At 68.0% G+C, this 18,497-nt stretch carries 22 protein-coding genes; 13 read left to right on the forward strand and 9 right to left on the reverse strand.

Features of this window, described 5'->3' with window-relative positions; genetic code table 11:
- Nucleotides 1-144 precede the first annotated feature (144 nt).
- Nucleotides 145-777 carry a TetR family transcriptional regulator gene (locus tag ACFXKA_RS41265; RefSeq protein WP_379431643.1) on the reverse strand — a complete coding sequence of 211 codons (633 nt, stop codon included), beginning with the start codon at nt 775-777 and terminating at the stop codon, nt 145-147.
- A 190-nt stretch (nt 778-967) separates the two neighbouring features.
- Between ACFXKA_RS41265 and ACFXKA_RS41270 the strand changes: the two genes are divergently transcribed.
- Nucleotides 968-1,780 (forward strand): IclR family transcriptional regulator, encoded by an 813-nt coding sequence (locus ACFXKA_RS41270; protein WP_379431644.1) that lies wholly within the window; start codon nt 968-970, stop codon nt 1,778-1,780.
- A 20-nt stretch (nt 1,781-1,800) separates the two neighbouring features.
- Here the strand turns inward: ACFXKA_RS41270 and ACFXKA_RS41275 are convergent, their stop codons facing one another.
- Together ACFXKA_RS41275 and ACFXKA_RS41280 are read right to left on the reverse strand one after the other, a co-directional pair.
- A complete protein-coding gene (locus ACFXKA_RS41275) occupies nt 1,801-2,937 on the reverse strand; it encodes a Rieske 2Fe-2S domain-containing protein (RefSeq protein ID WP_379431645.1) in 1,137 nt (378 codons plus the stop codon).
- Between the two features lie 322 nt (nt 2,938-3,259).
- Nucleotides 3,260-3,904 (reverse strand): TetR family transcriptional regulator, encoded by a 645-nt coding sequence (locus ACFXKA_RS41280; protein WP_354843187.1) that lies wholly within the window; start codon nt 3,902-3,904, stop codon nt 3,260-3,262.
- 105 nt (nt 3,905-4,009) lie between these two features.
- On the opposite strand from ACFXKA_RS41280, the gene ACFXKA_RS41285 reads away from it, so the two are divergent.
- The 4 genes from ACFXKA_RS41285 (at nt 4,010) to ACFXKA_RS41300 (ending at nt 7,614) form a co-directional block, all read left to right on the forward strand.
- Complete coding sequence (locus ACFXKA_RS41285; protein ID WP_379431646.1) at nt 4,010-4,822, forward strand: SDR family NAD(P)-dependent oxidoreductase; 813 nt, start codon at nt 4,010-4,012, stop codon at nt 4,820-4,822.
- Nucleotides 4,823-4,824: 2 nt separating this feature from the next.
- The gene (locus ACFXKA_RS41290; RefSeq protein ID WP_379431663.1) at nt 4,825-5,658 is read left to right on the forward strand and encodes a TIGR03619 family F420-dependent LLM class oxidoreductase; all 834 of its coding nucleotides are present in this window, start codon (nt 4,825-4,827) and stop codon (nt 5,656-5,658) included.
- Between the two features lie 13 nt (nt 5,659-5,671).
- Nucleotides 5,672-6,172, forward strand: coding sequence for a nuclear transport factor 2 family protein (locus ACFXKA_RS41295; protein WP_379431647.1), 501 nt, complete (start codon nt 5,672-5,674; stop codon nt 6,170-6,172).
- Between the two features lie 86 nt (nt 6,173-6,258).
- On the forward strand, nt 6,259-7,614 hold the full coding sequence (locus ACFXKA_RS41300; protein WP_379431648.1) for a TIGR03118 family protein: 1,356 nt from the start codon (nt 6,259-6,261) through the stop codon (nt 7,612-7,614).
- A gap of 76 nt (nt 7,615-7,690) precedes the next feature.
- Here the strand turns inward: ACFXKA_RS41300 and ACFXKA_RS41305 are convergent, their stop codons facing one another.
- Nucleotides 7,691-8,110 (reverse strand): hypothetical protein, encoded by a 420-nt coding sequence (locus ACFXKA_RS41305; RefSeq protein WP_379431649.1) that lies wholly within the window; start codon nt 8,108-8,110, stop codon nt 7,691-7,693.
- A 33-nt stretch (nt 8,111-8,143) separates the two neighbouring features.
- Nucleotides 8,144-8,674 (reverse strand): DUF2231 domain-containing protein, encoded by a 531-nt coding sequence (locus ACFXKA_RS41310; protein ID WP_379431650.1) that lies wholly within the window; start codon nt 8,672-8,674, stop codon nt 8,144-8,146.
- Between the two features lie 129 nt (nt 8,675-8,803).
- Here ACFXKA_RS41310 and ACFXKA_RS41315 point away from each other — a divergent pair, with 129 nt between their 5' ends.
- Nucleotides 8,804-9,556 (forward strand): helix-turn-helix transcriptional regulator, encoded by a 753-nt coding sequence (locus tag ACFXKA_RS41315; RefSeq protein ID WP_379431651.1) that lies wholly within the window; start codon nt 8,804-8,806, stop codon nt 9,554-9,556.
- 11 nt (nt 9,557-9,567) lie between these two features.
- Here ACFXKA_RS41315 and ACFXKA_RS41320 read toward each other — a convergent pair whose 3' ends face one another.
- Nucleotides 9,568-9,711, reverse strand: a complete 144-nt coding sequence (locus tag ACFXKA_RS41320) for a hypothetical protein (RefSeq protein WP_379431652.1) — start codon at nt 9,709-9,711, stop codon at nt 9,568-9,570.
- Between the two features lie 175 nt (nt 9,712-9,886).
- Here ACFXKA_RS41320 and ACFXKA_RS41325 point away from each other — a divergent pair, with 175 nt between their 5' ends.
- Nucleotides 9,887-10,489, forward strand: a complete 603-nt coding sequence (locus ACFXKA_RS41325) for a dihydrofolate reductase family protein (RefSeq protein WP_379431653.1) — start codon at nt 9,887-9,889, stop codon at nt 10,487-10,489.
- A 56-nt stretch (nt 10,490-10,545) separates the two neighbouring features.
- The gene (locus ACFXKA_RS41330) at nt 10,546-10,959 is read left to right on the forward strand and encodes a VOC family protein (protein WP_379431654.1); all 414 of its coding nucleotides are present in this window, start codon (nt 10,546-10,548) and stop codon (nt 10,957-10,959) included.
- 15 nt (nt 10,960-10,974) lie between these two features.
- Here ACFXKA_RS41330 and ACFXKA_RS41335 read toward each other — a convergent pair whose 3' ends face one another.
- The 3 genes from ACFXKA_RS41335 to ACFXKA_RS41345 all read right to left on the reverse strand — a co-directional run bounded on the left by ACFXKA_RS41335 (nt 10,975) and on the right by ACFXKA_RS41345 (nt 13,100).
- A complete protein-coding gene (locus tag ACFXKA_RS41335) occupies nt 10,975-11,130 on the reverse strand; it encodes a hypothetical protein (protein WP_379431655.1) in 156 nt (51 codons plus the stop codon).
- A 122-nt stretch (nt 11,131-11,252) separates the two neighbouring features.
- Complete coding sequence (locus tag ACFXKA_RS41340) at nt 11,253-12,332, reverse strand: alkaline phosphatase family protein (RefSeq protein ID WP_379431656.1); 1,080 nt, start codon at nt 12,330-12,332, stop codon at nt 11,253-11,255.
- Nucleotides 12,333-12,428: 96 nt separating this feature from the next.
- Nucleotides 12,429-13,100 (reverse strand): TetR/AcrR family transcriptional regulator, encoded by a 672-nt coding sequence (locus ACFXKA_RS41345; protein WP_379431657.1) that lies wholly within the window; start codon nt 13,098-13,100, stop codon nt 12,429-12,431.
- Nucleotides 13,101-13,242: 142 nt separating this feature from the next.
- On the opposite strand from ACFXKA_RS41345, the gene ACFXKA_RS41350 reads away from it, so the two are divergent.
- From ACFXKA_RS41350 to ACFXKA_RS41370, 5 genes are read left to right on the forward strand one after another with little or no spacing between them, the layout of a single operon-like run.
- Entirely contained in the window at nt 13,243-14,394 is a 1,152-nt protein-coding gene (locus tag ACFXKA_RS41350) for an acyl-CoA dehydrogenase family protein (protein WP_379431658.1), read from the forward strand.
- Nucleotides 14,395-14,423: 29 nt separating this feature from the next.
- The gene (gene fabG / locus ACFXKA_RS41355) at nt 14,424-15,173 is read left to right on the forward strand and encodes a 3-oxoacyl-ACP reductase FabG (RefSeq protein WP_379431659.1); all 750 of its coding nucleotides are present in this window, start codon (nt 14,424-14,426) and stop codon (nt 15,171-15,173) included.
- 18 nt (nt 15,174-15,191) lie between these two features.
- A complete protein-coding gene (locus ACFXKA_RS41360) occupies nt 15,192-16,349 on the forward strand; it encodes an acyl-CoA dehydrogenase family protein (protein WP_379431660.1) in 1,158 nt (385 codons plus the stop codon).
- A gap of 24 nt (nt 16,350-16,373) precedes the next feature.
- Entirely contained in the window at nt 16,374-17,861 is a 1,488-nt protein-coding gene (locus tag ACFXKA_RS41365) for a long-chain fatty acid--CoA ligase (protein ID WP_379431661.1), read from the forward strand.
- A gap of 15 nt (nt 17,862-17,876) precedes the next feature.
- Nucleotides 17,877-18,329 (forward strand): MaoC family dehydratase, encoded by a 453-nt coding sequence (locus tag ACFXKA_RS41370; RefSeq protein WP_379431662.1) that lies wholly within the window; start codon nt 17,877-17,879, stop codon nt 18,327-18,329.
- Nucleotides 18,330-18,497: the final 168 nt, after the last annotated feature.

An 18,497-nucleotide genomic window follows, 5' to 3' on the forward strand; every position in this document is an offset into this window, starting at 1 on the left:
CAAACACATCACCCGGCACCGCCATAATCCCACCCAAACAACACCGATTCTCCGCGGGGGGGGGGCGCCCCCCGCCCCCCCGCCCGTCCGCGCTGTGGCGGGTCTTTCGCCGTGGTCGATTCGACCGTGATCAACCTCGGGCTCTCACGTCGGGTGTGCGACCGGGGAGGTCACCGCGCTCAGTCCGGCGAACAGTACGGTCAAGCCGCGCTGCATGATCGCTTCGACCTCGGCGAAATCGGTCGACTCGGCCCTGACGATCCAGTGTGTATAGGCCTGGCGGCTGGTCTGTACCACCAGCTGGGCGGGCAGTTCGCGCAGGAACGGATCGGTGCCGAGATCCATACGCGCGGAGAGGAATTCGGTGATGGGCTCGTAGAGCCATTCGCCCCACTCCAGCCATCGACGCCGGTATTCGGGCGTGTCGATCATCAGGGTCATGAAGGTCCGATCGAAGTCGAACGACTGCCGTTGATGGACCTCGGTGGTGAATGCGTGGGTCAGGACGTCGGCCGGGTCGGCGTCGATGGGCGCCTTCGCGAGCACCTCCCGGACGAGCTGCTCACTGCGACGGAACAGGGGGAGCACCACATCCTCCTTCGTCGCGAAGTAGCGGTGGAAGGTGCGTGGCGCGATTCCGACCGTCTCGCAGATGCGTTCGACCGTCGCGGAGGTGTCGCCGTCGGCGACGAACAGGGCGTGGGCCGCGAGCGCGATGGTCAGGCGTAGGTCTTCGGCCCGCTTGTTGGCCAGCTTCGCCTTGGCCGGGTTGCTCACGACGAGTCCTCCTCATTCCTGGTCGCGCCTACCGTAACGCCGTACCGGCGGCCCCCGGGGCGACGGGCGCGAATCCGGAGAACAGGTCGGGTGCTGCCTTTTCCGGCAATGTGGTCGCGCTCACGCCCTGTGTGTCATATTCTGCCACAAATGGCAGATTCTGACATTTGTGTTCGAAGGTAGGTGGAACGTGGCAACGACGACACGAACTCACGACGCCCCGGCGGCCATGATCGATCGGGTGGCGTCGCTGCTCGATGCCTTCGATGGGCCGAGATCGCTGACATTGGCGGAGATCGCACAGCGGACCGGACTGCCACGGTCGTCGACGCATCGGATTCTGCGGCGTCTGGTGGAACTGGGCTGGGTGGAGCGTGAAGGTTTCGAGTACGGGCTCGGCTTGCGAATGTTCGAACTCGGTGCGCAGGTGGCTCCGCAGCGCCGGTTGCGCGAGACCGCGGCTCCGGTGCTGACCGCGCTACATCTACGCACGAGTTTGACCGCGCACCTGAGCATTCTGGCCGGCCCGGACGTCTTGCATCTCGAGCGACTGGGTCCACCGCCCGGGCCGGGAGCCGGGTGGTCGGTCGGGGCACGCCAGGCCGCGGCCCTGACCGCGCCGGGGCGGGCGCTGCTGGCCGGGCTCGACCCGCAGCGGTGGCCCGAACTGTCGTTCCAGCAGGCGCCGACCTGCTACAGCGTGCGCTCGTCGCGACAGCTGGCGCGGGAACTGGGCACGGTTCACGATCGTGGCGGTGTCGCCGTCGACTCGCAGGGCTGTGTACTGGGGGTCACGGTCGTGGCCGCGGCCATCGGCGGGCTGTGCGAGAGCGCACCGGCCGCGGTATCGCTGTCGGGTTCGACCCGGTCGGTGTCCATCGAAAACGCCACGGCCGCAGTGCGAAGCGCCGCGGTCGATATCCGGCGACGCCTGCTGGGCTTGCGGCCGAACGCCCGCACCGGGACAACCTCCGGTGCGGGCGTGCTCAATTCGTGGTCATGACACCGGCGCGGCGGCTGCGCTCATGACACCGGCGCGGCGGCTGCGCGGGCCAGATTGGCCCGGACCTCGGCATTCCAGGCCTCGGCCGGGCGGGTGGTGTCGAGTTCGTATTCGAATCGATCGACCATCGCCGGTTCGATATCGGCCTGGTCGACGTAGAACTGCTGATACCAGCGGCGCAATTGGTAGACCGGGCCGTCTTCCTCGCAGAGCAGCGGATTGTCGATGCGCGCCTTGCGTTTCCAGATCGCCACGTCCTGCTCGAAGCCGATCTTGACCCAATCGCCCATCGCACGGGCGCCGGCCATGGCTTCCTCGGCGTCGAGACCGGCGGGGATTTCGACCATGATGCCGTACTGCAGGACGAAGGAGTTCGCGTCGATCGGATAGTGGCAGTTGATCAAAACTGTTTTGTGGTCGCCGTTCTCATAGCGATAGAGCAGGTCGTCGATCATGAACGAGGGTCCGTAGTACGAGGCGACCGACTGTGTGCCGAGCAGCTTCGGCTCGCCGACCGGCCCCGGCAGATCCGCCCGCGCTCCGCTGTCGAAGTACTGGGTCGCCACATGCCCTTCGAACACGTTGCGGAAGTAGGTGGGCAACGAGCCGTGCACGTAGAAGAAGTGCGCCATATCGACGATGTTGTCGACGATTTCACGGCAGTTGGTGTCGACGACGGTGGTGTACCAGTGCCAATCGGTCCACCCTTCGCTGCCGGCCGACTCGATGCGGGGAATGGCGACCTCCGGCGGCGGCGGATTGCCCTCGGGGTCGTTCCACACGAACAGCATCCCGTCCTGCTGCAGCGTCTTCCACGCTCGGGTACGTGCCAGCGGCGGAACGCGGCGGCCGTAGGGAATCTGCTTGCAGCGGCCGTCCCCGCCCCAGCGCCAGTCGTGAAACGGGCACGCGATCTCGTCGCCTTTGACTTCACCGTCGGACAGATCCCCGCCCATGTGCCGGCAGTAGGCGTCCAGCACATTCAGTGTTCCGTCCGCTCCGGCGAAGACCACCAGCTTGGTCCCGAACGCCCGGATGGAATGCGGCTTGCCGTCGGCGAAATCGCGCACCAACCCCAGACAGTGCCAGCCTCGCGCGAAGCGGGCCGGTGCCGGTTCGGCTTCGACCCGGCGGAATTCGTCACGCATCGTTGTCATGGGTACCGTCCTCGCTCGGTGTGAATGCGGAACACCAACTCACGGGCCCCGTCATCGGGGCCGATCCCGCACATTTCCCGTTATAGCGGTGGAAAAACCCATGCCGCACAGACGATTTCACTGACTGGAAGAGTGGATGAAACTCCTCCATGGGGTCTCGGTGACTGGAACTGCGGGGCAGAGAATTCCGCGGCGTGGAACACCACGTTCGTCCGCGCGCCGCGGCCTATGACATTCGGCCCGAAAGGGGACAGGCTCGGGAATACGACGAGCGTGGTCGTGGCAGGGATCGTAAAACGGTGGTCGCCTCCGGGTTCGCCGCTCATCGTGCCGATCGCCAGGGGGCGAGGAGGAGTTCGCAGGCGCGGTGGACGTCGGCGAGGGCTTGGTCGATGGTCAGGCGGCCCGCGATGGTCCAGGTGAGGATGCCGTAGACGCACTGCTCCAGCAGACGTGCCAGGCGATGGTCCTCGTCGGCAGGGTTCGTGATGCCCGCGGCGGCCAGGATGCGTTCGGGCATCACCTGATCCGTGACCAGAGCTGCGGCGGCGGACGCCGTCTCGGGGGACGACGGATCGTGGGGCAGGGCGTGGCCTTCGGCGCGCACCGCGTTCATCGACACCATCATCGCCCGGGCCAGCAGGGGGTGGCGCAGCAGCTCGCCGATCGCACGGCTCAGGAACTCGGTCGCACCGGTGACCGGGTCGCCGGGAACCGCTGCGGGGTGCGGCAATTCGCGGACCGCCCCATCGAGGACCGCCGCGAACAGGTGGTTCTTGGACGGGTAGTACCGGTACAGCGTGCCCAGCGCGACCCCCGCGGACTGCGCGACCTCGCTCATCTGCACCCGCTCCAGGCCGTGTTCGGCGCCCAGTCGGGCGGCCGCGCGCAGGATCGCGCGCTGCCGCTCCAGTTGCCGGGCCGTCGAGACGCGGCCGGGGGCGCGAGAGTCCTGAATGCGCGGCATGAAACCACCTTCTGTCCGATAACTAGAATTCACTCTAGTTTTTCCGGGCGGAAGTTTGTAGAACTGGAAGAGACCGAGTTCGATCTCACAGGTGAGGAAGTAGCGATGAACGGTGTGGACCCGCAGCGTTATGGGCCGTGGGCGGTCATCACCGGGGGATCGGAGGGGGTCGGGCGGTCGTTCGCGTTGGAGCTCGCCGGGGCCGGGATCGCGCTGCTGCTGGTGGCGCGGCGGGTGGAACCGCTCGCGGCGACGGCCGCGGAATGCCGGGAGCTGGGGGTCGAGGTGCGCACGCTCGCAATCGATCTGACCGCTGCCGATGCGGTGGGCGAGATCGTCGCCGCGGTCGCCGACGTGGAGGTCGGCCTGTTGGTTCTCAATGCCGGGGCCAATACCCACAGCGCGCCCTTCGTGGATGGGGATCTGACCGCGTTCGGGCAGGTCATCGATTTGAACATCACCGCGCCGCTCGGACTGATCCATCACTTCGGGCGCGCCATGAAAACCCGTGGACGAGGCGGGATTCTGATGGTCGGGTCGCTGGCCGGGTATCTGGGCTCGCAGCATCACACCGTGTACGGCGGGGTCAAGGCGTTCGGGCGGATCTTCGCCGAGAGCCTGTGGCTGGAGCTCGGCGAGTACGGGGTGGATGTGCTCGAACTGGTGCTCGGCGTGACCCGGACGCCGGCCATGGAACGCGTCGGACTCGACTTCACCGTGCCGGGAATGACGGTGTCCGAGCCCGATGACGTGGCGCGCGAAGGACTTTCGCGGCTCGGGCACGGGCCGGTGCACATCATGTCCGGCAACGAGGCGGGAGCCGCCCAGCGCAATGACCCGGATCGGGCCGCCGCCGTGCTGCGCGCCGACAAGGGCATGCGGCGGCTCATGGGTCTGCCGGAACGGACGGTGCGATGAGTATCCGGCTCGGTCTGTCCACACCGATCGTGGTGCAGGTGCCCGGCGTCGCCTCGCCCTGGGAGGCCACCGCGGGCCCCGAGGACCTGACCCGGATCGCCACGGCCGCCGACGAACTCGGCTTCGACCACCTCACCTGCTCCGACCACGTCGGCGTGCCCGCGGCGGCCGCCTCGGTGCGCGGCGCGACCTATTGGGACCCGCTGGCCACACTGTCGTACCTGGCGGCGCAGACCACCCGGATCCGGCTCGCCACCTCGGTGCTGGTGCTGGGCTACCACCATCCGCTGGCGCTGGCCAAGAGCTACGGCACCCTCGACCGGCTCAGCGGCGGCCGGGTGGTGCTCGGGGTCGGAGTGGGCTCTCTCGCAGAGGAATTCGCTCTGCTCGGCGCGGCCTGGGAGGACCGGGGCGCGCGGGCCGATGCGGCGCTGACCCGATTGCGCCGGGCCTGGGGGCGCCGCGATGTCGAAGGCTTCGTGCTGGAGCCGCACGCCACCGCCACCACCGTGCCGATCTGGGTGGGCGGGCGCACTCGCCGCTCGCTGCGCCGCGCGGTGTCGCTGGGCACCGGCTGGGTGCCGTTCGGCCTGCCCGCCGACCAGATCGCGAAACTGCTGGCCACGGTGACCGTGCCCGACGGTTTCGATGTGGTGCTCTCGCCCGGCGTGCCGTTGGATCCGCGGGGGAACGCCGAGGATTCCCTGCGCCGGCTGGCAGCGCTGCGGGCGGCCGGGGCGACCCACCTCACCTGCACGGTCCGGGCCACCGATGCCGCCCACTACTGCGATCAGCTCGCCGCGTTGCGCGATCTGGTCGACCGTCATCTCCTGTAGCAGAAGGATTTCCATGATCGAAGAGCGTCTCGCCGTGCTCGAGGACCGGCTGCGCCGGGTCGAGGACGAGCTGGCCATCACCCGTCTGATCGCCTCCTACGGCCCGCTGGTCGATGCCGGGGCCGCCGAGGCGGTCGCCGAATTGTGGACCCAGGACGGCGAATACGACGTCGAGGGCTGGCACATGCGCGATCGCGGGCAGGTCCGCGACATGGTCGAATCGCAGGCGCACCAATCGCTCATCGCGGCCGGTTCGGCGCACTTCCTGGGTCCCGTGGCAGTCACCGTGGACGGGGACACCGCGGCGGCGGTGTGCGAGTCGCTGCTGGTCCGGCGGCGGGACGGCGGATTCTTCGTGTGGCGGGCCGGGGCGAATCACTTCCGTCTGGCCCGCACCTCCGACGGCTGGCGGATCGCGCAGCGGATCACCCGGGCTCTGGATGGCTCCGAGGCCGCCCGAAAACTGCTCAATGCGCCCTGGGCCAGCGGAGATGTCGTTTCCGAATGGAAATGAGGGTCCCCTAACGGCACCACCGATTCTTCCAGTTATGGTTAGCATCACCTAACGCCGCACCTGGGCGTTTGCTGGAAGGACCTGAGATGAACGGACGCTCGAGCGGCATGCCGCCGGTGCGCAAGACCCTGCTGCGTGTATCGGCACTGGGGGCGGCGCTGGTGGTCGCGGCGGCATGCAGCAATTCGAAGTCGGCAAGCGACGACGTGAAGGCGCTCGACGGCAACCATTACGCCCAGGTCAATATCGCTTCGAACAAGGAGTCGGACAAGGCTCAGTTCACCGACCCGAAGTTCATCAACGCCTGGGGCATCGCGGATCGTCCCAAGGGCGCCGGCGGGCACTTCTGGGTGGGCGCGGGCGGCTACTCCTTCCAGTTCGTCGGTGACGTCACCAAGTCGCCGGATGCCAAGTACCAGAAGATGTTCCAGGACCCGCTGAAGCTGGTCACCATCCCGGGCGCGGACTCCATCCCCGACGACGACGGCGACGACAGCGAAGGCAAGACCACCGGCGTCGTCTTCAATCCGGCTCCCATCACCTCCGACATCTTCGCGGTGAAGGACCAGCCGGTCAGCTACGACGGCAAGGACGAGAAGCTCACCGGCTCCGCGCGATTCATCTTCGCCACCGACTCCGGCAAGATCTCCGGCTGGACCGAGCAGGGCGCGGGCGGCGCCATCGTGCGCCACGACGGCCCGGCCGTGCTCGAATACGACGGCACCGCGGCGGGCATGAAGTTCAAGGGCATCGCCCTGGACCCGTCCGGTTCCAAGCTGCTGGCCGCCGACTTCGGCAAGGACCCGCAGGTCCGCACCTTCGACAAGGACTGGAAGCTGGTGCCCACCACCGGTTTCGCCAACCCGTTCGCCACCGGTGACGCCATCGACCCGGCCGACGCGTCCAAGGGCAAGAAGGTGAAGGTCGGCGACCCGGCCCCCTTCAATGTCGCCACCGTCGGCGACCGCGTCTTCGTCACCTATGCCGTCACCCAGTCCGAGGGCGGCGACCCGAACAAGCTGAAGGCCGGCGAAGAGGACAAGCTCGACAAGGACCAGGAGAAGAACGCCGGCAACAAGGCCAAGAAGGGCCAGGTCGCCGAATTCGACAAGAGCGGCAAGCTGGTTCGCACCCTCGACGCCGACAGCCGCCTCAACGCGCCGTGGGCCGTCACCATCGCCCCGCAGGGCTTCGGCCCGCTGTCGGGCAAGCTGCTGGTCGGCAACTTCGGCGGCGCGGGCCACATACTGGCCCTCGACGACCAGTCCGGCAAGTTCGTCGACTACCTGCGCGACGCCGATGGCAAGCCCGCCGAGATCGAGGGCCTCTGGGGCCTCATGTTCGGCAATGGTGAGAGCCTCGGCGACGCCGATGCCCTCTACTTCACCGCGGGCCCCAACGACGAGAAGGAAGGCCTGTTCGGCAGCCTCCGCTTGAAGTAACCTGCGAAAGCCCCGGGCCCCGAGTCGATTCCGGCTCGGGGCTCACTGCTTTTCCGGGGCCGACTCGTCGCCGAGGTCAGCTCGCGCCGACACCCAGTGCGGTGAGCAGGACCAGCACCACGGTGACGACGGCGAAGACGCCGTGCCCGCCCACGACGATGACGGGGAAGTGGTGTTCGGGTGGTGTGGACGACAGGATGCCGCCTGTCCGGCCCCGATAGACCGGCAGCCAGCGCAGCAGCATGAAGAAGCCGAGCAGCGCCACCGGAATCAGCAGCGCGAAGGCGACCCAGGCAACGGCCTTGGTGCTGACCACCAGGTAGATGATCCACAGCACCAGCCCGGCCACGGCCAGCAGGAAGTGGCCGAAGATGACGGGCCGGGGCAGATGGCTGGAACTCCGTTGCTGGACACCGCCTTTGGCGATCCAGGTGCCGAGTAGAACGAAACCGCCGGCCGCGGTGAGCAGCCAGGTGATGAGTGCCGCGATGGCCATGATCAACTCCTGTCGAGAGAGGGGGCGGGGGATTCAGCGCTGGAAACCCGTGGCCTGGGTGGTCTCGTCGGCCACCCGGACGCCGTAGCGATAGGCGAGTTTGCCGCCGAGATAACCGGATACGGTCAGGGCCGCGAGGGCTGCCACGGACAGCAGCAGCGGGCCCCATGGCACCGGACCGTGCGTGCCCTCGGCTCGCCGCCAGACGAAATCCAGTGCGAAGGCGACGGTCACCGCGAGGTTGAGGCTCAGGTGGAGCAGACCGGTGCGGAAGGCGGGGGTGCCGGCCGGAATGGCCAGGAAGTCCAGGAATCCGACGGTGGCCGCCGCGAGTGCGCCGAGCACGCCGATGGCGATCAGCCACAGTGCGCCACGCGCCAGGAACTCCGGATCGCCGACCAGGTGTGAGGCGAGGTCGAAGATCAGGCTCGCCACCCAGGTTCCGATGGGCACGGTGACCAGGATCGGGTGGAACGGATGGCCGTACGGCCCGGCCAGCGCCGCGCTCACCGGGCGCTTGGCCTGGCGTGGATCTGGCTCGGCCTGCTGCGGATCAGCGGTCACGACAACCTCCCAACCAGCCTTTAATTAAGGAAATAATTCTTGGCGTAATTACTCGGCCGGGTCAAGGACTACACGCTGGCGGAGTACCCACTCCTTTTCGGTCAACGCGATCGGCGCTAATGTGGTCATGTGACCAGCACTTCCGCTATCGGTGCCGTCGCCGTTCTCGATGACGACCTGCGCCGCGGCATGTACTGGTACGTCCGCCGTGCCCGCCGCCCCGTCACCCGCGACGAGGCCGCCGCCGAGGTCGGCATCTCCCGCAAACTCGCCGCCTTCCACCTGGACAAGCTCGTCGACGCGGGCTTGCTGCGCGCCCGCTACGAGGCCGTCGGCGCCCGCCGCCGTGTCGGCCGCGCCCCCAAGGTCTACGAACCCGCCGAAACCGAAGTGCGCGTGAGCATTCCGGAGCGCCGGTACGAGGTTCTGGCCGAAATCCTGATGAGCGCGGTGCTCAGCGAGGGCGCGGACGAGACCGCCCGGGACGTTGCCGTCCGCGTCGCCACCGAGCGCGGCACCGCCCTCGGCGCCGCCGAACGCGACCTCCGCAAACCCGGCCGCCTCGGCCCCGAACGCGCCCTCACCCTCCTCCAAGCCCTACTGTCCGGCCAGGGCTTCGAACCCGGCCGACCGACCCCGTCCTGCATCCGCCTGCACAACTGCCCCTTCCACCCCCTCGCCGCCTCCGCCCCCGAACTCGTCTGCACCCTCAACCACGCCTACCTCTCCGGCATCCTCGACGGCCTGGGTGCGAACAGCGTCGAAGCCGTCCTGGCTCCGGCTCCCGGTGAATGCTGCGTCGAACTGCGCCCGGCAGCCGACGGCCGTGACCGCCCGGACCACCCTGCCCCCGCCCCGGGCTCGTCGGCAGCCTCCGCCTGAGGGAGATACCGCTATTCCATGGTCTTCCCGATCAGGAACAGCGTGAGGACGATGCCCATCACCACGACCACTCCGTAGTGGCCGGCCGAACGGCCGTAGTCATAGGTGGAGGCGGCGACGACGATCGTCATGATCACGAAAAGAAAGCGCTTCACCGCAGACTCCCACTGACTCGTTCCCAACCGTACGAGCGGTGGATTCGGTTGTGCCACAGCGTAATGGGTGAAGGGCAGCGCAGTGGCAGCGGCCCGGCCGATGAATCCGGGACGGTCGCCCCGTCCTATGGGTAACCGCGCGGCCCACCCTGACCCATTCGCAAGGAGCACACCGATGCGCAAGATCACCGCAGGACTGTTCATCTCCCTCGACGGCATCGTCGCCGACCCGCAGGACTGGCATTTCCCCTACTACAACGACGAGATGGGCGAGGCCGTCTCGGCCCTGGTCGCCACCGCCGACACCCTGCTGTTCGGCCGCGTCACCTACGACTCGTTCGCCGGCGCGTGGCCCGAACGCGAGGCTGCCGGAGCCGAGGACGCAGGTTTCGCGAAGGCGCTCGGCGATCTGCGCAAGATCGTGTTCTCCCGTCGTGAACTCGACTTCACCTGGCGCAATTCCGAACAGCACCGCGGTGATCTGGTTGCGACCGCGGCCGCCCTCAAAGCCGAGCCGGGCGGCGACATCTCGCTCAGCGGCTCGACCTCGATCGTGCGCCAGCTGCTGGCGGCCGGGCTCATCGACGAACTGCATCTGTTCGTGCACCCCATCGCCTTGCGCAGCGACGGCCTGCGGCTCTTCGACGAGGGCACTCCCATCCCGCTGCGGCTGCTGTCGGCCGCGCCGTTCAAATCCGGTGTGCTGCACCTGATCTACGGCCCCGCCGACGCTCCCGAGGAGGCCGGTTACGAGGACGCGCGAGCGTACCTCGCCTGAGCAGCCGCGCGGTGTCGAACCAGCGAGTAGGGCCGCGGTATGCCAGCATCGGCCACATGGCGATCTCTGTGGAGTCTGTTGCGCATATCCGGCTCACCGTGGGTGACATCGGGCGGTCGAGAGCCTTCTACGATGCGGTCTTCGGGTGGCCGGTGGCGCTGGAGATCGCGGCCGATGCGGACGACGAAACACGGCAGCGGCTGAGCTTCCTGGACGGTGGGGTGATCTACCGGATGGCGCAGGGGCTGATCGGTCTGCGGCCGGTCGGAACCGATCGGTTCGACGAGGACCGGGTCGGTCTCGACCATCTCGCCTTCCCGGTCGGTTCACTGGCCGAATTGGAGGCCGCCGCGGCGCATCTCGATGCCTGCGGGGTCGTGCACGAGGACATCAAGGACATCGGCGTCAGCTACATCCTGGAGTTCCGGGACCCGGACAACATCGCACTGGAGTTGGTCGCGCCGAAGTAGGTGCGGGGGCCGGGACTAGTTCATGGCCTTGCCGACGAAGAACATGGTCAGGACTGCGCCGAGGGCGATTGCCGCACCGTAGTGGCCGGGGGAGAGGGCGTAGGTGTAGGTGGATGCGGCGAGGATGATCGCGGCGGTGAGGAATAGCAGGCGCTTCGCTTTGGGCTCCACAGGCTGGAATTCAACCGTAGGAGTGAGTGGATTCCGGGGCGCCACGGCGGTGGGGGTCGAGGGCAGGAGCGGGCCCGCCGACGGCGGGCCCGCTCCTTGTCGAGCGGTGGCGCTCCGACCGGTTACTTGCCGAAGGACCCACCGGCCGAGCCGCTGGCCACCAGGCAGAGCGGATTGTTGACCATGAGCATTTGCGCCGAGCCCGAGGACGAACCGGTGATGCCGGAGTCGATGGCGGGTGTGTTCGGCGGTGTCGCAGCGGGATCACCGGAACCGCCGAGTCGCACCGAGCGGCCGTCGGAGTTCGGATCCGCCGGTGAACCCAGCAGGTCCAGCACCGTCGGGGTGATGTCGGCCAGGGTGTAGCCGTTGTTCTGCGCGCCCGCGGCGAAGTCCGGCCCGCGCGCGATCATGAAACTCGCTGTCTCGTAGGCGCTCTGACCACCGTGGCCGCCCTCGGGCTTGTGCCCGTGGTCCGTGGTCACCAGGATCGTCCAGCGCTCGCCGGCGTGCGTACGGGCGCGGTCGTCGACCGCCTTGGTGATCTTGCCGACCAGCGCGTCCACCCGGCCGATGGCATCCCGGTACGCCTGCGGCCAGATGCCGCGCAGGGTGTGGCCGACGATATCGACCTGATCGAGGTGGGTGAACACGAAATCCGTTCCGTCGTCGGTGATGGCGGACACCACCTCCGCCGCGGCATTCGAATCCGCGGTCGTCTCACACACTCCCGCGCCGGTCGGATCGACCTGCGTCACGGACACCCTGTCCGCCGCGGGATTTCCGGTCCGGGCGATCATGCCGATCTTGTCCCAGGTACCCAGGGACGCGGTGGCCAGGCTCGGCTTCGCGCGCTCCAGCTGCGTGAACACCGTCGGATACTGTGCGAAAGGCGCAGGGGTGCAGGTGGAGTCATTGTCCTTGATGCCGTGCTTGGTATCCCACACCCCGGTCAAGGCCGTCGCCCAGGAGACGCACGACATGGTGGTGTGCGGGGCGATGGAGGTCCGCGCCAGGGTGCCCTGGGCCGCGAGCAGGCCCAGGTTCGGGGCATTGGCCGCCTGCACCTCGCTCCACAGCGTGCCGTCGATGCCGATCACCACGACCTTGTTCACCACGGGTGCGGCCGTTGCCGGGGCGGCCGTGGCCAGCGGGAGTGCGGCCAGCGCGGCGGCGGCCACCATTGCACGAGTTCGAGACATGCGCGGCAACCTAGCCGGGGTTCGGCACTTCCGCAGCAAATTCGGACAATTGACCAGAACTGTCCCGCTGAGTGAAACGTCGGCGGGTCGCATCCCCTAGCCGGAGCGGGGGTTCGAGCGGGTCCGGCGCCGGCGGGCCCGCTCCTTCTCGATGGCGTCGAAGCGCAACTGCAGACCGTCGGTGAAGGCCGACAGCGCCAATTCGAAACTCTCCGAATCGATCTCGTCGGCCTTCGCGCGCAGCAGATGCGCCTGCTCCAGATGCGGGTAGCGGTCGCGGTAGACCTGGACGTCGTCGACGAAACCGCGGGAGAACGAGCCCATGGTGGCGCCCATGACCAGGTAACGGGTGGCCGCGCCGATCATGGTGGCGTCGCGCGGGGGCCAGCCCGCGGAGACCAGGCCGCCGTGGACGGCGTCGGCGGCGCGCAGGTTCTCGTCGCGGGTGCCGGGTCCGGCGGCCAGGTAGGCGACGAAGTTGGGGTGCCGGACCAGGGCGTCGCGGTAGGAGTGGGCCCACGAGGTGAGGCCGGCCCGCCAGCCCTTGTTGAAGGCCGACGCATCGACCCGCGCCATGAGACCGCCCGCGATGTCGTCGAGGACAGCGTCCTTGGTGGGGTAGTGGGTGTAGAGGGAGGCGGCCTGCACACCCAGTTCGGCGGCGAGTTTGCGCATGGACAGCTCGGCGAGCCCGTCGCGATCGATCAGGGTCAGGGCCGCGTCGCGAATCCGTTCGCGGCTCAGCAGCGGCACCTTCGGCCTGGCCATCCGGCTCACCTCCTTCGATGGAAGACCTCGGCGATCCCCCGGCGGACGTCGAACTTATCACTCGGACCTTGATCAACCGAACACTGTTAGGATAACTTCGGGTCATAAACCTAACAACGTTTGGTTAGGAGCTATCGCAACCATGGACTTCGAACTCGCCGAGTCGCAGCGCGAACTGCGCGAGCTGGCCCGGGCTTGGGTGGACAAAGAGGTCGTTCCGCACGCGGCCGCCTGGGATCGGGCCGAGGCGGTCGATACCGCGATCGTCGGCAAGCTCGGTGCGATGGGCTTCCTCGGCATCGAGATCCCGGAGGAGTACGGCGGCTCCGGCGGCACGGCCCTGGACTACTGCGTCCTGCTCGAGGAACTCGGCCGCGGCGACAGCTCGGTGCGCGGCATCGTGTCCGTCTCGCTCGGCCTGGTGGCCAAGTCGATCAAGACCTACGGCACCGAGACCCAGAAGCGGGAATGGCTGCCGCGCCTGTGCGCCGGGCAGTCACTGGGCTGCTTCGGCCTGACCGAACCCGGCACCGGCTCCGACGCGGGCAGCCTCACCACCAAAGCCGTTGCCGACGGCGATGATTGGCTGCTCTCCGGCACCAAGATGTTCATCACCAACGGCACCTGGGCCGATGTCGCCATCATCTTCGCCCGCACCGGCGGCCCCGGCCCCAAGGGCGTGACCGCCTTCCTGGTGCCCACCGACGCCCCGGGCTTCGCGCGCACCGAGATCAAGGGCAAGCTCGGCCTGCGCGGCCAGGCCACCGCCGAACTCGTCCTCGACCAGGTGCGGGTGCCCGATGCCAACCGGCTCGGCGAGCTCGGCCAAGGCTTCAAGATCGCCATGGCCGCGCTGGACAAGGGCCGCATGGGGGTGGCCGCGGGGTGTGTCGGCGTCGCGCGCGGCTGCCTGGAGGCCGCCGTGAAATACGCTCGGGAACGCGAGCAGTTCGGCAAGCCGATCGCCTCCTATCAGCTGGTCCAGGAACTCATCTCCGATATCGCCGTCGATGTCGAGGCGGCGCGGCTGCTCACCTGGCGGGTCGCCGACCTGGTCGGGAAGGACAAGCCCTTCGGCACCGAGGCCTCGGTCGCCAAGCTGTTCGCCAGCGAGGCCGCGGTGAAGGCCGCCAACAATGCCATCCAGGTGTTCGGCGGATACGGCTACATCGACGAGTACCCGGTGTCGAAGTACCTGCGCGACGCCCGCGTGCTCACCCTCTACGAGGGCACCAGCCAGATCCAGAAACTGCTCATCGGGCGCGCCCTCACCGGCGTGAACGCCTTCCTCTGAACGTCATTCACAGACAGGGAGATTCAGTCATGTCGAAAGTCGCAGTCGTGACCGGTGCGGCCCGCGGAATCGGCGCGGGCACCGCGGCCCGCCTGGCCGCCGACGGCTTCGCCGTCGCCATCGTCGATCTCGACGAGGCCGCCTGCAAGGACGCCGTGGACGCCATCGCCGCCCAGGGCGGCACGGCCATCGCGGTGGGCTGCAATGTCACCGACGAGGCGCAGGTCGCCGCCGCGTTCGAACGCATTGCCGCGGAACTGGGTTCGGTCGACGTGCTGGTCAACAATGCCGGCGTGCTGCGCGACAACCTGCTGTTCAAGATGTCCGTGGACGACTGGGACATCGTCATGTCCGTGCACCTGAAGGGCACGTTCCTGTGCTCGCGGGAAGCGCAGAAGTACATGGTGGAGCAGAAGTCCGGCAAGATCGTGAACACCTCCAGCGTGTCCGCGCTGGGCAGCCGCGGCCAGGCCAACTACTCCGCCGCCAAGATGGGCATCCAGGGCCTGACCCGCACGCTCGCCATGGAATTGGGCCCGTTCGGCATCAATGTGAATGCCGTCGCGCCGGGCTTCATCGTCACCGAGATGACCGATGCCACCGCCGCGCGCGTGGGCGTCTCGCCGGAGGAGTTCCGCGCCGAGGCCGCCAAGATCACCCCGCTGCGCCGGGTCGGCGAGCCAGCCGACATCGCGAACGTGGTGTCCTTCCTGGTCTCCGACGACGCCTCGTTCGTCACCGGCCAGACCATTTACGTCGACGGCGGCCGCCGCCTCTAGTCCGGAGAGATCTTCCCCATGCGGAGAACAGTTTTCGACAAGGACCACGACGCCTTCCGCGAGACCGTGCGCGCGTTCATCGAAGCCGAGGTCGTGCCCGTCTACGAGCAGTGGTACGCCGCCGGTATCGCGCCGCGCGACTTCTATTACAAGCTGGGCGAACTCGGCGTCTTCGGCATCGAGGTGCCCGAGCAGTACGGCGGCGCGGGCATCGAGTCGTTCAAGTTCCAGGCCATCCTCATGGAGGAATGTGCCCGCGCCGCGGTGTCCTTCGGCGGCTCGGGCGTGCACGTCGGACTGTGCCTGCCCTACATCAAGAATCTCGCGACCGAGGAGCAGAAGCAGCGCTGGCTGCCCGGCTTCGTCACCGGCGAGATCATGTTCGCCATCGCCATGACCGAGCCCGGCACCGGCTCCGACCTGGCCGGAATGCGCACCACCGCAAAGCTTTCCGCAGACGGCACGCACTACGTGCTGAACGGGTCCAAGACCTTCATCACCGGCGGCGTGCTCGCCGACCGCGTCATCGTCTGCGCCCGCACCGCCCCGCCCGGCGACACCGATCGCCGCCACGGCATCTCGCTGTTCGTGGTTGACACCAAGTCCCCGGGCTACAGCGTCGGCCGCAAGCTGGACAAGCTGGGCCTCAAGGTCTCCGACACCGCCGAGCTCAACTTCACCGATGTCGAGGTGCCGGTCGAGGACCTGCTCGGCGAGCAGCACAAGGGTTTCTCCTACCTGGGCCAGAACCTCCCGCAGGAGCGGCTGTCCATCGCCGTCGGCGCGTACGCGCAGGCCAAGGCCGCGATCCGCTTCGCCAAGGAATACACCCGGCAGCGCAACGTCTTCGGTCAGCCGGTCGCGGCATTCCAGAACACCAAGTTCGAACTCGCCGCTTGCCAGGCCGAGGTGGACGCGGCCGAGGCCGTGGTGGACCGCGGCCTCGAGGCCCTCGACGAGGGCACCCTGACCCCGGCGGATGCCGCCTCCGCCAAGCTCTTCTGCACCGAGGTCGCGCATCGCGTCATCGACCGCTGCCTGCAGCTCCACGGCGGCTACGGCTTCATCAACGAGTACCCGGTCGCCCGCCTCTACGCCGACAACCGCGTGAACCGGATCTACGGCGGCACCAGCGAAGTCATGAAGATGATCATCGCCAAGGACATGGGTCTCTGACCAACCGATCGAACCGAGGTATCGATGAACGCGACTCTCTCCCTGGCCGGCATCCTCGCCGAACCAGCGTGGCGGCGACCCGACCACATCGCCCTGATCGAGGGCGACCAGCGCATCACCTTCCGCGACCTGTGGCGGCAGGCCCGCGAACAGGCCGGTGCCCTCATCGAACTCGGGGTGCGTCCGGGCGACCGGGTCGCGCTCATGGGGCCCAATACCGCTGATTTCCCGCGCGCGTACTTCGCCATCCTGGCCGCGGGTGCGACCGTGGTGCCGGTACACCTGCTGCTCACCGCGGACGAGGCGGAATACGTGCTGCGTGACAGCGGGGCCAAGGTCATGATCTGCCATCCGATGGTGGAGGCCGTCGGCAAGGAGGCGGCCGGCCGGGCCGGCATCGACTGCCTGAGCCCGAAAGAGCTTTCCGGCGAGGCGATTCCGGCGTATGTGGCGCGCAGCCCGCTCGACACCGCGGTGGTGTTCTACACCAGCGGCACCACCGGCCGCCCCAAGGGCGCGGAGCTCAGCCACCTCAATATGGTCATGTGCGCGACGGTGAACGCCTTCGACGCCAACGAGGTCAAGCGCGAGGACATCGCCCTGGGTGCGCTGCCGCTGTTCCACGTGTTCGGGCAGACCGTCTCGATGAACTCGCACTGGCGGCTCGGCGCGACCCTGGTGCTCCTGCCGAGATTCGATGCGGCACAGGCGCTCGAGCTCATGGTGAAGGAGAACATCAACACCTTCCATGGTGTGCCGACCATGTACCACGGGCTGCTCGACGCGGCCGAGGGCGGCGCGGCGGAACTGCCGAAGCTGCGGCTGTGCATCAGCGGCGGCGCGGCCATGCCGCCGGTCGCCATCGAGGAGTTCGAGAAGGTCTTCGGCTCGCACATCCTCGAGGGCTACGGCCTGTCCGAAACCTCGCCCACCGCAACGGTGAACCAGCCGCTGCTCGGCCCGCAGATCGGCACCGTCGGGCACCCGGTGTGGGGCGTCGACGTCGAGATCGCCGCCGCCGAGGTGCGCGACCGCATCGAACTCCTGCCGTCCGGCGCCATCGGAGAGGTCGTGGTGCGTGGCCACAATGTGTTCAATGGCTACACCGGCAAGCCCGAGGCCACCGCGGAGGTCATGGTGGACGGCTGGTTCCGCACCGGCGACCTCGGCATCAAGGACGAGCAGAGCTACCTGCGCATCGTGGACCGGATCAAGGAAATGATCATCCGCGGCGGGTTCAATGTGTACCCGACCGAGGTGGAGGCCGCGCTGCTGCGGCACCCGAACATCGCGCAGGTGGCGATCATCGGTGTGCCGGACGAGAACTACGGCGAGGAGATTCTCGCGGTCGTCGTGCCGTCCGGGCCGCTCACCGCGGAGGACGTCATCGACTACGCGAAAGAGCATGTGGCGCGGTACAAGTACCCGCGCCGCGTCGAGTTCGTCACCGAACTGCCCATGGGGCCGACCCACAAGATCCTCAAGCGCGAACTGAAGCAGCGCTACGCCTAGCGCGAGGAACACCGCATGATCGACTTCAGCGACTTCGACGACCTGCGCGCCGCCGCCGGCACCGAAATCGGTGTCAGCGACTGGATCACCGTCGACCAGCGGCGCATCGACACCTTCGCCGACGCCACCGACGACCACCAGTGGATCCACGTCGACGCCGCCCGCGCCGCCGCCGGACCCTTTGGGCGCACCATCGCCCACGGGTTCCTCACCCTGTCGCTGGTGGTGCCGATGACCGCGCAGGTCATGACCGTCAGCGCCGCGAACATGGCGATCAACTACGGGCTCAACAAGGTTCGGTTCATCAATCCGGTGCCGGTGGACAGCCGCATCCGCGGGCGCTTCACCCTCGACGCCGTCACCGACATCCCGGGCGGCGTGCAGGCCGTGCGGACGGTCACCGTCGAGATCGAGGGGCAGGACAAGCCCGCCTGCGTCGCGGAGAGCATCGCCCGCTACCTCGCCTGAGGCGCGCCGACCGGGGCCCGCCGATCGAATCGATCGGCGGGCCCCGGGTTTTCGCGGACCGGCGGTGTTCCGCGGGCTAGGGCCTGTCTCGAAGTTGATAGGGCGGGCGTGTGGCCCGCCCTCACTACTGCCCGAGCCATTGGTTGATGACAGCGACATGGATCGTGG

It is taken from the genome of Nocardia sp. NPDC059228 (genome assembly GCF_042754245.1).
Lineage (GTDB): Bacteria > Actinomycetota > Actinomycetes > Mycobacteriales > Mycobacteriaceae > Nocardia.